Source organism: Nocardia sp. NPDC049737, assembly GCF_040674755.1.
Classification (GTDB): domain Bacteria; phylum Actinomycetota; class Actinomycetes; order Mycobacteriales; family Mycobacteriaceae; genus Nocardia.
The window spans coordinates 1-14217 of record NZ_JBFANH010000013.1 but is presented as its reverse complement, the minus strand read 5'-3'; the positions used below and the strand labels follow the sequence as shown (position 1 = coordinate 14217).

Below are 14217 nucleotides of genomic sequence, written 5' to 3'. Positions count from 1 at the left end.
CACATGTGCGCAGCGCCTACCCAGGGACAGGCCATTCCGGCCGGAGTCGATGTCGAGAAGGAAACGGTCATCACCGGCCGTGTTCTGAGCACCGACGGCCAGCCCGTCGGCGGCGCGTTCGTGCGCCTGCTCGACGGCAACGGTGACTTCACCGCCGAGGTCGTGGCCTCGGGCACCGGTGATTTCCGCTTCTTCGCGGCGCCGGGAGCGTGGACCGTGCGGGCGTTGTCCGCCTCGGGCAACGGCTCGGCCGAGGTTCGTCCGGAGGGTGCCGGCATCCACGCCGTGGATGTGGCAGTCGCCAAGTAAGTAATTGCGCCGACGGCCCCGTCGTTTCCCGGTAACTGGGAAGCAACGGGGCCGTTGTGCTGGGCCGGACGTAACTCGTTAGACTCCAGTTGTGGTCCTCTTCTTCGAGATTCTGCTGGTGGCCGTGGCCGTTCTGATCGGCTGGTTCGGCCTGTACGTCTTCTACCGGTTGTTCACCGAATCATGAGTGAACTCGCGAGCGAAGGTTCCAACCCGGCCGAGCGAGCGAGTGAACAACTGAACGGCAACGGCCCGGCCGAGTCGGCCCCGCGCCGCAGTGGCGACGAGGCCGTGGCCGAGGCGGCCGAACGGGCGAAATGGACTGGTGCGCGCAATATTCCGGTGCTACCGGATCTGCCGCTGCCCGAGGACACCGCGAATCTGCGGCTCGGTCCGGATCTGAGTTCATCGATGCTTGCGCTGCTGCCGATGGTCGGTGTGTGGCGCGGTGAGGGTGAAGGCAACGATCCTGCTCGCGGCGACTACCGCTTCGGCCAGCAGATCATCGTCTCTCACGACGGTGGCGATTACCTGGCCTGGGACTCGCGTTCCTGGGTCATCGCATCCGACGGCTCCTACGGCGGCCCCGACCTGCGCGAGAGCGGCTTCTGGCGGGTCGGCATCGACGGTGATGACGAGGTCATCGAACTGCTGCTGACCCACAGCACCGGCATCGTCGAACTCTTCTACGGCACCGCGCTGACCCAATCCTCCTGGGAATTGGCCACCGATGTCGTCATCCGCAGCCAATCCGGCATCGTCGTCGGCGGAGCCAAACGGTTGTACGGCATCGTCGAAGGTGGTGACCTGGCCTACGTCGAGGAGCGCGTCGTGGCCGACGGTCCCCTCGAACCCCGCCTGTCGGCCCGTTTGCAGCGCTACATCGGTTAGCCGCGCTGCCCGATCGACGTCAGGTCGATGTCGATCGGGAACGGGACGCTGATTTTCAGGCGGTCGTGGAATATGCCGACCAGACCGTAAGTCGCTGTGGCGGGGTCGAGTTCGTAGACATAGACAGCGACATCTGCGGCTTGCCGCTCGATCCGCCAGTAACGCGGAACCCCCGCCTTGGCGTATTTGCCCGGCTTGGTCTCACGGTCGCGCTCCTCGGAGTCCGGGGACACAGCCGCCACCGCAAGCACAAGATCCTCGGCGAAGTAGTAGTTCGATGGGTTCTCACGTCGATACGCCTCCGCGGTAACAACGAGGACGTCCGGCTCCGGCATCTGACGGTTACCGAGGCGCACCGCCATCTCTCGATCAGCCCGCAGGTGCGACGGTGCCTGTAGGTCCAGTTCCCGGTGGAAAAGTGAGACGACTCGACTGTGCCACTTTTCCTGCGGACTCGCGAAGACCAGACCCCCATCGATCAACTCGGTGTGCTTGGGAAGGCCGCGCAACGCCAAGAAGTTCTCGACCGTAAATCCACCGGCAGGCGGGATCACCCAGTCGGGCAACGGCTCAACGGTCATCGCCTCACCATAGCGCCTATCGGGGTGGAACTTCACCGGCACGCAACTGCCCCGATCCGCTGTGATGCACGCGCTCCCGTGTCGGCTCACACCGGCTGTACAGGGTGCCCGGCAGGGCCAGTGTGTGCGGTCGAATCAGGTTGGGTGCCAGGTGACGAGGAGTTCGTCGGCGAGGGTTTCGATAGCGAGTTTGGCGCCGTTCACTTCGAGGACGGCGGCGCGGAGGCGGTCGTCGTGCAGGCGGGATTCGGAGACGCCGGCGATGTGGGAGCCGATCAGGTGTGAGTACGGGGATTCGGAGCCGACGTCGAAGGCGGTGTATTTGCCGGATTCGGCGACGTATTCGATGTATTCGGGTTCGGTGAGACCGGCGAACGGGTCGCGCCACGGGGTCGATGCGACAAGGAGTTCCTCGCCGTCGGTGCCGGCATCCAGCAGCAGCACCGAACCGTCATCGAAGGTCAATTCGATGGGGCCTTCGGTGCGGTCCACATCACTGCCCTGTACGTAGAACATGCGGCGAACCGCCCTGATGCGGCGTCCAACCACTGCCGCAAGACCCTCCGATGGCATCGGCTACCCCTCGTGTCGAACCCGGTCGCCGGACTCTACCGTCCGAGGGAATTGTGCCGAAAAAGGAACGACCCCCGAGCCGTACCCTGCCGGCGGTGAAGCCTGCATGGGTCCCGGTCGGACTAGACCGGTAGCTCGGGGGCCGGGTGGCTGCCTGGAATTCGCTCAGCACTCGCGCGAACGGAATCCGTTGCAGCGGTGGCGCTAGCGGACAGCCACCTCACAAGTCCTATGAACATACATTCTTCGAACCACCTCCTTCCTTGTGTACAAACGAATCTAGTCAGTCGTCAGTAGGTCGGCAACGGAATTTCGCGGGGCGCTGAACCGGTGTGCTCCTCGACTTCGCCAATGGTCGTGACCTGGCCTGATGCATCGATTTGCAGCACCACTTCGGCGCGGTGATCGGCTGGCAGCTGATGTGTGACGACAACCACAATTCGGTCGGGTCCGACCAGACCGCTGTCGACATCGAGCAGCTCGCGTAGCAATCGGGCGCCCGCCTCGGCCTCGAGATGTTCGGTCGGCTCATCGAGCAGCAGCACCCGCGCGGGCGAAAGGAGCGCCCGGGCGAGCAGAATCCGCCGCCGCTGCCCACCCGAAACCGCCGCCGCACCCCCTACCAGATCGGTGTGCACACCATCCGGTAGCGATTCCAGCCAACTCCCGAGACCGACCACGCACAAGGCCTTCTCGGCCGCCTCGGCAGTGAGATCGCCACGCGCGACACGCAGGTTCTCGAGCACGGATGTGCCGAAGATGTGCGCATCCTCGGCAAAGAACGTCACGCCGGGTGCGGGCGTACTGAACAGCCCCGCCCACGCCATGAGCAACGTGGTCTTACCCGCCCCGCTCGGTCCGACGACCGCAATCCGCTTTCCTGCCGGACGCTCGGGGAGGTTGACCGGCAATAGATTTCGTGCGTCGCGGATGTCGGCATCGACACCTGGGCGATCGGAAGCCCACGTTAGGCCCTCCGGAGATGAGCCAGCGATGCCACACCCGCTGCCCTCCGTGCAGCCGGTCGCACTGGCCGGCAATAGACCTGGCCCGCCGCGGATGACTGCATCGACACGACCGGAAGTCCGCGAGTGCTGCTGTGCCATCGGGTTTCGCGTGGCTATCTCGAGCAGGGGTAGGCGGTGGAGGGCGGCGCGGGCGGTGGTCAGGGCCTGGGCGGCGGCGGGGAGTGGGGCGACTGCTTCGAAGGCCGAGAGGGGAAGCAGGACGAGAATGGTTAGGGCCATGGGGGTCATTGCCGGCGGGTTGGCGCCATAGCCGGCTATGCCGATCAGGAGGGCCCCGAGGACGCTGACGCCGATCGAGAGGGGCGTCGCCGCGGCGGCCCAGGCGCTGCGTGCGGCCGCGGAATCCTCCGCGGCGACCGCACGTTGTCCGGCGCGGTCGGCGGCCGCCAGCGCGGCATCCAGCTTGCCCGCGACGCGGAGTTCAGCCGCGTGGTCGAGGACCGTGAGTGCTTGCGCGGTGAATTCGGCGCGGTCGGCGCGCACCGCACGCTCGGCCGCACGGGCGGCCCACCCCGACAGCCACGGTGCAACGATTCCGGCAATACCGAGTGATACCGCCAGAATGGCCGCCGCCCCAACCGAAATGGTAGCCATGAGTCCGACTGCGGCCAGCGCCAGCACAATCGCGACGGCGATCGGTACGAACACACGCACCACCACAGCGCCGAGATCGTCGATATCGCTGCCGATTCGAACCAGCAGGTCCCCACGCCGCAACGATTCCGCACCATCCGCGCTCGTGGAGTCCGTCGCGGCGACCGGCCCGTCGACGCTGCGGTCTGAGATATTTTCCGGGCCGAACGAAGTCACCTCGCCACTGCGCCTGGACAGTCCGTGCATCGATGTCCCACCGGTGTAGACCGCTCCGTCTATATCGCCGCCTCGTGCGTCCCGCCGCATCCAGGCGTCCGATTGGGCGAGGGTCCGGTAAACGGTTGTCCGAGCGGCCGTCATCGCACGCAGCGCAACGTCATGGGTGGCAAGGCGTTCCAGATATCGGCACAACCCACGGGAGATACCCAGCGCCCGCACCGCGACAACAGCAACGCTCAGATCGAGCACCGGCGGCATCTCCCAGGCACGCGCGATCAACCACGCCGCCAACGCCGCCAGCCCGAGCCCGCTGCCCAGCGCCAACACGCCCCAACCGATCGCCACCGCAACTCGCCATGGCGACAACTCGAGCAGCCCCCACATCTGCCGCAGATCCGCTACCGCTGCGCGGCCGCCGCGACGAGCCATTGTCCTCGGCACCGAAACGTCTCCCGCGCGGTTCATGAAGCGACTGCCTGGGGTTCGGTGGAGTGAATGGGGATTATGTGGTCGGCGGCAGTGAGGACAGTCGAGCGGTGGGCTATGACGATGACGGTGGCACCGGTGCGAGCTCGCTGCTGTAGGGCCGCGAGGACGGTCGCTTCGGCTGCGGGGTCCAGGTGGGCGGTTGGTTCGTCCAGGAGGAGGATGGGGCGCTCGGCGGCGAGCACTCTGGTCAGGGCAAGGCGTTGGCGCTGGCCGAGGGAGAGGCCTATGCCGCCCGCGCCGACGATCGTGTTCCAGCCGTCGGGGAGTTCGTCGAGTACCGTGTCGAATCCGGTTGCAATGCAGGCGGCTTCGAGTTCGTCGAGTACGCGGGCCGCGCCCTTGGCGGTGGTTTCGGGCGTGCGTGCGCCGAGCAGTTCGAGATTCTCGCGCAGTGTTCCCGGGACCAACACCGGACGCTGCGGCAGCCAGGCAACACGCGACCACCACGCGTCCTGATCGAGGTCACCTACATCTGTGCCGTCGACCTTCACTGCGCCGCGCTCGGGCCTGATCAAACCTAGAATTGCTTGCAGCGCAGTCGATTTACCGCTCCCGTTGGGTCCGGTCAACACCGTCACCAGCCCCGGCCGGAACTCCGCTGTCAGCCCGGCGGGCGCAAAACCGTCCCGGGCCGGTACCGAGAGATCACATATCTCGATGCGGCCCTGGCCATCTCTGCCGACTCCAGGCCTCGTGTCGGCGCGATTGCCACTCAGTGCCGTTGAACCGAGTTCGCTGATATCCCCTCCGCCGTCCCCGCTCAGCACAGCCTCCTCGCTGCCGGCAATCCGATGACGGGAGCCGACAGCGGCCACAGCATTCGTGCTCGAACCCGAGCGGAGAGCACCCGCATCGCCAACCATGGCACCGGCCCCACCAGCGTCCGAGACCGACCGACCAGCACCCGTGTCCCCGCCAGCCGCCTGACCACCGGCACCCGATTTGGCCTGCACCTGCATACCCGCGGGAGACTCGAGCACAGCAAAAGCCTTGTCGGCAGCCGCCATTCCGTCCTGCGCCGCATGAAACCGCTCCCCCACCATCCGCAACGGCAGATACACCTCCGGCGCGAGAATCAACGCCACCAGGCCGGCATAGAGACTCATCTCGCCGTACACCAGCCGCAGACCGATGGACACCGCGATCAATGCGACGCTCAACGTGGCAAGCATCTCGAGCACCATCGACGACAGGAACGCGATCCGAAGCGCACGCATAGTGCGCTGCCGCAACGCATCCCCGAGCGCGCGCACGCGATGTTCCATCGAACCCGTCCGCCCCGCGCTCCCCTCCCGCCCCAACGCACGCAACGTCGGCATCCCGGCAAAGAGATCGAGCAGTTGATCCGACAACCGAGTTGTGGCGACGAGCGTGGCCTCCGCCCGCCCCTGCGTGAGCAGTCCGATGAGCACCATGAACACCGGAATCAACGGCAGTGTGACCACCGCGATCACACCGGAGATCGGATCGTGAAATCCGATGACCACCAACACGATCGGCGGAACCAGGCAAGCGAGGAGCAGCGCGGGCAGATACCCGGTGAGATACGCCCGCAGCCCCGTCAGTCCGGTACTCACGACAACCGCCAGTTCGGTTCGCCGAGTTTCGAGTTCGCGCGGTGGCAGCTGAGCCCCGGCGGCAAGCACCGCGGTTTCCAGTTCCGCAACCACCTCGGCCCCCGCCCGATGCGCGATCCGCGACTGCACCCAGGTGGCCAGCACCCGGCAGCCGATAGCGACGCCGAGCACAACCAACTCGAATGTCCAAACACCGAAGCTGCGCCGGCCGGGATCGGTGACGACCCCGGCCAGTACCTTCGCCAGCGCGACCGCCGTGACCACGATCGAACCGGTGATCACCACGGACAGTGCCACACTCAGCACCAGATAGCGGCGGGTCGAGCGCGCGTACTTCCACAACCGGGGGTCGACGGGTGGACGAGCCATGATCAGTCCTTGACGGCTTCCAACGGCAGGCCGATCGGCGCGGGAATCTGCTCGACCGTAATCCGTTTGCGGAACACCCAATATGTCCAACCCTGGTAGCCGAGCACCACGGGCGTGACGATTAAGGCCGCCCAGCTCATCACCTTCAGCGTGTACGGCGTGGAGGAGGCATTGTCGATGGTCAGATTGAACATGTCGCTGATGGTGGACGGCAGCACATTCGGATACAGCGACCCGAACAGCAGCACCGTCGCCGCCGCGGTGGTGACCGCCGTGCCGACGAACGCCCACCCGTCGCGGTCGGCGAAACTCGCCGCACCCGCGAGCAGCAGCCCGATCACCGCCAGCGCCAGCGGAATCCAGGTCCATCCGGTTCCGTACGCCAACTGCGTCCACACCCCGAACACCCCGACCACCACCGCGGTCGGCATCAGCAGCAACCGCACCGTCTTCGCCGCATCGTCGCGTACTTCACCGCCGGTCTTCAACACCAGGAAGACCGCACCGTGCAGCGCGAACAGCAATCCGGTCGCGAGCCCGCCGAGCAATGCGTACGGCCCGAGCAGATCCCACACCGAACCGGTGATGTGCTTCTTCTCGTTCAGCGGCACCCCGCGCACCACATTCGCGAATACCCAGCCCCACGCCAATGCCGGTACCCAGGAACCGATTCCGATCGCGACATCACACCAGGCCCGCCACCGCGCATCGTCGATCTTGCTGCGATATTCGATGGCGCAGACCCGCACGATCAGCGCGACCAGCACCAGTAGCAGCGCGATATAGAAACCGGAGAACAGGCTCGCGTACCACTCCGGAAAGGCCGCGAACATCGCACCGCCCGCAGTCAGCAACCAGACTTCGTTGCCGTCCCATACCGGCCCGATCGTATTGAGCACCACCCGCCTTCGGGTATCGCTGCCCTTGCCGAGGATCGGCATCAGCATGCCTACTCCGAAGTCGAAGCCTTCCAGCACGAAGTAGCCGGTGAACAAGACGCCGATCAGCAGAAACCAGAACTGTTGCAAATTCATCATCGGCTCCTAATAGGCGAACGAAAGCTGTTCGACGGCAGGTTCTTCGGTCCGATCACGGCCGCCCGTATCGTCTGGTCCGCCGGGCGAAGTCGTCGCGGGCGCTTCGGCTCCGGCGACCGTGTACCGCCGCATCAGGTAGAACCACACCACCGCGAGCGCGCCGTACAGCAGGGTGAACACGACGAGCGAGGTGATCACCGTGCCTGCGACATGGTCGGAGACGCCCTGCTGCACCATCAGCCGCAGGCTCTGGTCACCCGTCGGATTCGGCGCGACAACCCAGGGCTGCCTGCCCATTTCGGTGAAGACCCAGCCCGCGCTATTGGCCAGGAACGGAGTCGGGATGGCGATCAGGCACAGCCACGAGTACCAGCGCTTATCGGTGATCCGGCCGCCGCGGGTCAGCCACAGGCCGACCAACCAGAGCAGGATCGCACCGGCCGACAGGCCGATCATGGCGCGGAAGGACCAGTAGGTGACGAACAAGTTGGGTCGGTAGTCGCCGGGCCCGAACTTCGCGTTGTAGGCGTGCTGCAGATCGGTGACACCGTCCAGCGTGACGTCGCTGAACTTGCCCTTGGCCAAATACGGCAACACATAGGGCACCTCGAGCACGTGGGTCACGCTGTCGCAATTGTTGTGCGTGCCGATGGTCAGCACCGAGAAGTCCGGATCGGTTGCGGTATTGCACAGCGACTCCGCAGAGGCCATTTTCATCGGCTGCTGTTCGAACATCAGCTTGCCCTGTACATCGCCGGTGAAGAACAGCGCGACACCGGCGATGACGATCACCCATAGGCCAGCGCGGCCGCCCGAGCGCCACATCGTTTGCGCCTCAACGACTTTGGCGGCCTCACCGCTGCGCGCATTGCGCACCATCCACCAGCCGCAGATGCCGACCACGAAAGTCCCCGAGGTAAGGAATGCTCCGGCGACTACGTGCGGAAACGCCGCCAGCGTCGTGTTATTGGTGAGCACCGTCCAGATGCTGGTGAGTTCGGCGCGCCCGCGCTCCGGGTTGTATTTGGCGCCGACCGGGTGCTGCATGAACGAATTGGCCGCGACGATGAAGTACGCGGAGGCATTCACACCGATCGCAACGAGCCAGATCGTCGCCAGATGCAGCTTTTTCGGCAGCCGGGTCCAGCCGAAGATCCACAAGCCGAGGAAGGTCGACTCCAGGAAGAATGCGACCAGCGCCTCCAGCGCGAGCGGTGCGCCGAAGACGTCACCGACGAACCGGGAGTATTCGCTCCAGTTCATTCCGAACTGAAATTCCTGCACGATGCCGGTCGCGACACCGAGTGCGAAATTGATCAGGAATAGCTTGCCGAAGAATTTGGTCAGCCGGTACCAGTGCTCTTTGCCGGTAATCACCCAAGCGGTCTGCATGCCCGCAACCAGCGGGGCCAGACCGATCGTCAACGGTACGAATATGAAGTGATAGACGGTCGTGATGCCGAACTGCCAACGTGATAAGTCCAGGACGCTCAAAACCGATCTCCCGCCGATCTACGACATGTCGTAGTAAGAGTACGCCCGGTTAGAGGTCCAACAAGGAGTCCTACGCCACGACACACCGGGGCTTTAGACCCTCAACGGCCCGTTTTCCGAGCTCGCCGAGCACTCCTACATGCCGTAGTAGGACGAAGATCACGGCCCGGCGAACTCACCAATCGCCGATGGCTCCGGCCCGCTCCACTCCTCGGTCCACCAATTCGATGATTTCGGCCGCGTTGTCCGGCGCCATCATGCGCAGTCCATCCAGTGAATTCACCCTGGCGGCGAGCGTGATGCTCGAAAGCAGCCAAATGCTGTCGCAGGTCAACAGGTCGGCGGTGAACAACGATTCGTAGCCGCACTTCCACCCGGCCTTCTCGGCCTCGGCGAACATCGCGCGCTGGGTGACCCCCGGCAGTACGCCATTCTTCGCGGGCGGGGTGATCAAGTGCTTATCCCGCACGATCACCACCGACGAGCGCGGCCCCTCCAGCACCCGGTTCTCGGTACTGGTGAAGATCACGTCATCAGCGCCCATCCGCTGCGCGAACCGCAACGCCGCCATATTGGTGGCATAGGACAGCGTCTTCGCACCCAGCAGCTGCCACGGCGCGGCCTGGGCCAGATCGATCGAGATCCCGCGCGATAGCGACACCACCGCGACACCGTCGGTGCGCGCCTTCTGCACCCGGTCCGGCACCGGCAGCACCAGCACATAGGAGGTCGGCACCGGCACCGCGGCCGCGAGATCACCTGAAGTCACACTGGACGGGGCCGACAGCTCGGTATCGCGCCCGCGGGTGAGGACCAGCCGCATGAGCCCCTCACTCTCGGTCCCCCATTCCTTGGCCGCCGTCTCGACCGCGTCTCGCCATTTGCCCAACTCGAGCTCGGGTAGATCGAGCGCCTGCGCCGAACGACGCAGGCGGCCTAGATGAAATTCGATCGCGCACGGGTTACCGCCACGAACCAAAACCGACTCGAAGACACCATCACCGCGCAGTACGCCGATGTCGTCGGCAAACAACAACGGCGCGTCCGGATCTTGGACGGCGCCGTCGAGTGTTACAAGAACTCGATCCACCATGCGTCGAGCGTAGGCGGTGTTCGTTGGCCGCGCCTAGGACTCTGTTTGATTGCTGGGTTTGATGGCCGCGCCTTCGGCGCGGCGTGTTCGCGGCCCCCTGGTGTCTCGCGTCCGAGCCGTCGAGACTCGCGCCTGCGGCGCATGCGCTTCGACGGCTCGAACGCGAGACGGGCCGCGAGCTCCTCGCTCGTAAGACTCGCTCCGTGGTGGTCGTTGATGGCAGGGCGTTCGGCACCTGATGCACGCGTGCCGGAAGGCGAGACTCGCGACTTCGTTGCCTGCGCTTCGACAACTCAGAAGCGAGACAGACCACGAACTCCTCGCTCGTAAGACTCGCTCCGGTGGTCGCGGAGAAGTAGACGGCGTGCACGACTGGACAGGCCGCTGAAAGCGAGCAATAAGGTTCGCGCTTAGAGTGGTTTACGTGTCCGTGCTCGTCACACCCAGTCCTATCCTCGCTGTCCCGGGCGCCGTCGCGGGCGCGGCCGGTTCGCCGGATGCCGCTGTCGCTTGGCATTACGGGGATCCCTTCCGAGAGCAACGCGCCGCCGCGGAGCGGGTGGCGATCGTCGACAGGTCGCATCGCTTCGTCCTGAAAATCACCGGGGCCGAGCGGCTGACCTGGTTGCACACCATCAGCAGCCAGCACATCGCGAGCCTCGGCGACGGTCGGTCCGCCGAGAACCTGGACCTCGATCTCAACGGCCGGGTGCTGCACCACTTCGTGCTGACCGAACTCGACGGCACCGTGTGGATCGACACCGAGGGCGAGCACGGATCTGCGCTGCTGGAGTTCCTGACGAAGATGGTCTTCTGGGCCGATGCCAAACCGGTCGAGGCCGCCGATCACGCGGTGCTGAGCCTGCTCGGCCCGCGCACTACCGAATTGACCGAAGCGCTCGGCATTTCCACTCTCCCGGAGACCTACGACGCGGTGCCACTGCCGGACGGTGGGTTCCTGCGCCGCATGCCGTGGCCGACCGCGGACTCCTTCGATCTGGTCATCCCGCGCGACCAACTCGCCGACCGCTGGGCCCGCCTCACCGCGGCGGGCGCCGAACCCGCGGGCATGTGGGCCTTCGAGGCACTGCGCGTCGCGTCGGTGCGCCCCAGGATCGGACTCGACACCGACGAACGGACCATCCCGCACGAGGCCCGCTGGATCGGCGGCATCGCCGAACACGGTGCGGTGCACCTGGACAAGGGCTGCTACCGGGGGCAGGAAACCGTGGCCCGAGTGCACAACCTGGGCAAGCCGCCGCGCCACCTGGTGCTGCTGCACCTCGACGGTTCCGCCGACGAGCGCCCGACCACCGGCACGGAAGTAACCGCAGGCGGTCGCGCCGTCGGGCGACTCGGCACCGTCATCGATCACTACGAATTCGGTCCCATCGCACTGGCTTTGATCAAACGGACCATCCCGACCGACACCGAACTGATAGCGGGCCCGACCGCTGCCGCCATCGATCCGGATTCGGTCCCATCCGACGAGGCGCCCCAGGCGGGTCGGATCGCCGTCGACCGGTTGCGTGGCCGTTGATGCAGTCCGATAGCGCTCGGGTGCTTGCCGTGTGCGTCGTCCATGCCGAGTCGGAGGTGCCGACCCGCGTCGGCCGCACGGCCATCGACAAGCGACCCATTCCCCATCGCGTCGCCGCGCGTGCCCACGGTCTCGACGGCGATTACGTATGCGACACCAAGAATCACGGCGGCGTACATCAGGCCGTCTACGCCTACGCCGAGGAGGACGCTCGGCGCTGGGGCGAGGAACTCGGCCGCGAACTGCCCGCGGGTTGGTTCGGCGAGAATCTGCGCATCTGCGGGCTGCCGGTCAGCGATGCGGTGATCGGTGCGCGCTGGACCATCGGTGACACCCTGCTCGAGGTGAGCGCACCCCGCGTGCCGTGCTCGACCTTCCAGCACTGGTCCGGTGAGTCCCAATGGGTCAAGCGATTCACGCTGCGCAGCGATACCGGCGCCTACCTGCGCGTTCTCACCGAGGGCACGATCGGCGCAGGCGACGAAGTTCGCATTGTGCACACGCCCGAGCACGGCATCACTGTCCGCGACCTGTTCACCGGCGACGATCCCGATCTCCTGGCCATTCTGCTCGCGAACGAACCGACCATCTCCGATGATGTGCGCATGCAGATCGAGCGCCATGGCCGCCGCCACACCAATGCCACCCGCGGCCGCGAGCGGCGGATCGATGTGGCGAACGCGCGCGAGCACCGGGCCAACGCCGCAGGCACCCCCCAGCAGCTCGATGCGGCAGGCACCCGCCGGCATCAGGTCGACGTGGCAACCGCGGGCGAGCACCGGGGCCGTGTGACGAGCGCCCGCGAGCAGCACGTCGAACCGACAGGAGCCGAGCTATGACCGTCGAACTGGTCGAGGTGGTCCGCTCCGGCTTCCGCGAATGCGTGCACAGCGGTTCGGTGGTGATCCTCGGCGCCGACGGTGAACCGACCCTTGCGCTCGGCGAGGTGCACGTCCCGATCTTCCCGCGCTCCACCAATAAGCCCATGCAGGCAATCACCCTGCTGCGCAACGGCTTCGAACCACTCGACGATGCCGAGTTGGCCATCGCGACCGCATCGCACTACGGCGAACCCGATCACGTCGCCTTGGTCGAGCGTCTGCTCGACCGTTTCGGCTTCGACGAGAAGGCCCTGGAATGCCCGCCCGACCTGCCGCAGGATGAGCGCGCACGGAGCGAGGCGCCCGAACCCCGCCGCGTGTACATGAACTGTTCCGGTAAGCACGCGGCCATGCTCGCCACCTGCGCCGTCAACGGCTGGCCCACCGAGGGCTACCTGGACCAGGCACATCCGCTGCAACAGGCGGTGATCGCCACCATTACCGACCTCACCGGCGAACCCGAAACGGACCTCGGCATCGATGGCTGCGGACTGCCGATCATCCCGGTCTCACTGGTGAATCTGGCCCGGGCCTTCGCGGCCATGGCTACCGCCGCGCCCGGCTCACCGCAGCGGCGCGTCGCCGATGCGATTCGCGCCAACCCGCGAGTGATTTCCGGCACGAACGCACCCGATTTATTGACCATGCAGGCCACCCCCGACCTGGTCTGCAAGATCGGCGCGGACGGTGTGCACGCGGGCGCGCTACCGGACGGAACGGCCTTCGCGTACAAGATCGCCGATGGTCACGACCGCGCGCGAATCCCCCTGACGCTGGCCATTCTGCATCGCATGGGCATCGAATGGACCACCGCGCACGCCGAACTCGCGGCGCCGCCGGTGCTCGGCGGCGGCACCAGGGTCGGGGTCATCCGAGCGATTCCCGGGGTCATCTGAGGGCGCGGCCCGACGGCGACAACCGGGCAAACGGCACCACTTCCGGAGTTGTTCCCCCACTCCTGGAAGCGCGACTGCCGGACACACGCTAAAGTGTCTGTCAGGAAGAGTATTAATTCGAACGGGGCCGCCAACAAACCCCAGGCCGCCCCGCAGTGACGCGAGGGGGTCAGCCATGGGCCGTGGCCGGGCTAAGGCAAAGCAGACCAAAGTCGCACGCGAGCTGAAGTACAGCTCCGCGCCGACTGACTTCGCGAGCCTTCAGCGCGAGCTTTCGGGTAGCCCCACCTCCCAGCGGAGTGGTGGTGTGCTGTCCGATGAGCACGACGCGGACGAATCCTCATCCCGCTGGGACGAGGACGACGACTACAAAGACTGGCGCCGCTGACTCGGTAGACGACGAAGGGGGAGGCCGACGGGCCTCCCCCTTCACCCGTTGACGCCGCGTGACCGGACTAACCATTCGAGGCTTGCACAACAACAGCGTCCCGCATCCGACGATGCGGGACGCTGTTGTGAATTTCCGTGCGCGACGAACGGAACCACAATGCGCGAGTCTTACGAGCGACCCGTTCGCGGCCCGTCTCGCGTCCGAGCCGTCGAAGCGCATGCGACACAGGCACGGGGCCCGCTCGCCTGGCGCGTG

12 protein-coding genes and 1 pseudogene are annotated in these 14217 nt (G+C 65.9%); 6 read left to right on the top strand and 7 right to left on the bottom strand.

From position 1 onward, the window contains the following. Positions 1 to 3 precede the first annotated feature (3 nt). Both AB0J47_RS18730 and AB0J47_RS18725 read left to right on the top strand, forming a co-directional pair. Entirely contained in the window at positions 4 to 309 is a 306-nt protein-coding gene (locus AB0J47_RS18730) for a DUF1416 domain-containing protein (RefSeq protein ID WP_364347008.1), read from the top strand. A 183-nt stretch (positions 310 to 492) separates the two neighbouring features. Further along, positions 493 to 1200, top strand: a complete 708-nt coding sequence (locus AB0J47_RS18725) for an FABP family protein (protein ID WP_364347006.1) — start codon at positions 493 to 495, stop codon at positions 1198 to 1200. On the opposite strand, the gene AB0J47_RS18720 is transcribed toward AB0J47_RS18725, so the two are convergent. The 7 genes from AB0J47_RS18720 to AB0J47_RS18690 form a co-directional block, all read right to left on the bottom strand. Continuing rightward, a complete protein-coding gene (locus AB0J47_RS18720) occupies positions 1197 to 1781 on the bottom strand; it encodes a Uma2 family endonuclease (RefSeq protein ID WP_364347004.1) in 585 nt (194 codons plus the stop codon). The two genes, AB0J47_RS18725 and AB0J47_RS18720, sit on opposite strands and share 4 nt — an antisense overlap. A gap of 135 nt (positions 1782 to 1916) precedes the next feature. After that, positions 1917 to 2297: a hypothetical protein gene (locus tag AB0J47_RS18715; protein WP_364347002.1), complete on the bottom strand. Its 381-nt coding sequence runs from the start codon at positions 2295 to 2297 to the stop codon at positions 1917 to 1919. Positions 2298 to 2644: 347 nt separating this feature from the next. After that, positions 2645 to 4624, bottom strand: coding sequence for an ATP-binding cassette domain-containing protein (locus AB0J47_RS18710; RefSeq protein WP_364347357.1), 1980 nt, complete (start codon positions 4622 to 4624; stop codon positions 2645 to 2647). Positions 4625 to 4656: 32 nt separating this feature from the next. Next, positions 4657 to 6630, bottom strand: coding sequence for an ATP-binding cassette domain-containing protein (locus AB0J47_RS18705; protein WP_364347000.1), 1974 nt, complete (start codon positions 6628 to 6630; stop codon positions 4657 to 4659). 2 nt (positions 6631 to 6632) lie between these two features. Continuing rightward, entirely contained in the window at positions 6633 to 7664 is a 1032-nt protein-coding gene (cydB, locus tag AB0J47_RS18700) for a cytochrome d ubiquinol oxidase subunit II (protein WP_364346998.1), read from the bottom strand. A gap of 9 nt (positions 7665 to 7673) precedes the next feature. Then, on the bottom strand, positions 7674 to 9161 hold the full coding sequence (locus tag AB0J47_RS18695; protein ID WP_364346996.1) for a cytochrome ubiquinol oxidase subunit I: 1488 nt from the start codon (positions 9159 to 9161) through the stop codon (positions 7674 to 7676). A gap of 175 nt (positions 9162 to 9336) precedes the next feature. Continuing rightward, the gene (locus tag AB0J47_RS18690) at positions 9337 to 10254 is read right to left on the bottom strand and encodes an aminodeoxychorismate lyase (protein WP_364346994.1); all 918 of its coding nucleotides are present in this window, start codon (positions 10252 to 10254) and stop codon (positions 9337 to 9339) included. 424 nt (positions 10255 to 10678) lie between these two features. On the opposite strand from AB0J47_RS18690, the gene AB0J47_RS18685 reads away from it, so the two are divergent. From AB0J47_RS18685 to AB0J47_RS18670, 4 genes and pseudogenes are all read left to right on the top strand, one after another. Further along, positions 10679 to 11794 carry a folate-binding protein gene (locus tag AB0J47_RS18685; protein WP_364346992.1) on the top strand — a complete coding sequence of 372 codons (1116 nt, stop codon included), beginning with the start codon at positions 10679 to 10681 and terminating at the stop codon, positions 11792 to 11794. After that, a pseudogene (locus AB0J47_RS18680) lies at positions 11794 to 12348 on the top strand (MOSC domain-containing protein); the annotation flags it as partial. The gene AB0J47_RS18685 and the pseudogene AB0J47_RS18680, both read left to right, overlap by 1 nt. Before the next feature lie 281 nt (positions 12349 to 12629). Then, the gene (locus AB0J47_RS18675) at positions 12630 to 13571 is read left to right on the top strand and encodes an asparaginase (protein ID WP_364346990.1); all 942 of its coding nucleotides are present in this window, start codon (positions 12630 to 12632) and stop codon (positions 13569 to 13571) included. Between the two features lie 175 nt (positions 13572 to 13746). After that, on the top strand, positions 13747 to 13959 hold the full coding sequence (locus AB0J47_RS18670) for a DUF3073 domain-containing protein (RefSeq protein WP_040686370.1): 213 nt from the start codon (positions 13747 to 13749) through the stop codon (positions 13957 to 13959). The last annotated feature ends 258 nt before the right edge of the window (positions 13960 to 14217 follow it).

Bases quoted from the DNA above. Each gene is read 5' to 3' on its own strand.
- AB0J47_RS18710 (WP_364347357.1), bottom strand. From the start codon at position 4,624: ATGGCTCGTCGCGGCGGCCGCGCAGCGGTAGCGGATCTGCGGCAGATG.
- AB0J47_RS18705 (WP_364347000.1), bottom strand. From the start codon at position 6,630: ATGGCTCGTCCACCCGTCGACCCCCGGTTGTGGAAGTACGCGCGCTCG.
- AB0J47_RS18690 (WP_364346994.1), bottom strand. From the start codon at position 10,254: ATGGTGGATCGAGTTCTTGTAACACTCGACGGCGCCGTCCAAGATCCG.
- AB0J47_RS18675 (WP_364346990.1), top strand. From the start codon at position 12,630: ATGACCGTCGAACTGGTCGAGGTGGTCCGCTCCGGCTTCCGCGAATGC.
- AB0J47_RS18725 (WP_364347006.1), top strand. From the start codon at position 493: ATGAGTGAACTCGCGAGCGAAGGTTCCAACCCGGCCGAGCGAGCGAGT.
- AB0J47_RS18715 (WP_364347002.1), bottom strand. From the start codon at position 2,297: ATGTTCTACGTACAGGGCAGTGATGTGGACCGCACCGAAGGCCCCATC.
- cydB (WP_364346998.1), bottom strand. From the start codon at position 7,664: ATGAATTTGCAACAGTTCTGGTTTCTGCTGATCGGCGTCTTGTTCACC.
- AB0J47_RS18720 (WP_364347004.1), bottom strand. From the start codon at position 1,781: ATGACCGTTGAGCCGTTGCCCGACTGGGTGATCCCGCCTGCCGGTGGA.
- AB0J47_RS18730 (WP_364347008.1), top strand. From the start codon at position 4: ATGTGCGCAGCGCCTACCCAGGGACAGGCCATTCCGGCCGGAGTCGAT.
- AB0J47_RS18670 (WP_040686370.1), top strand. From the start codon at position 13,747: ATGGGCCGTGGCCGGGCTAAGGCAAAGCAGACCAAAGTCGCACGCGAG.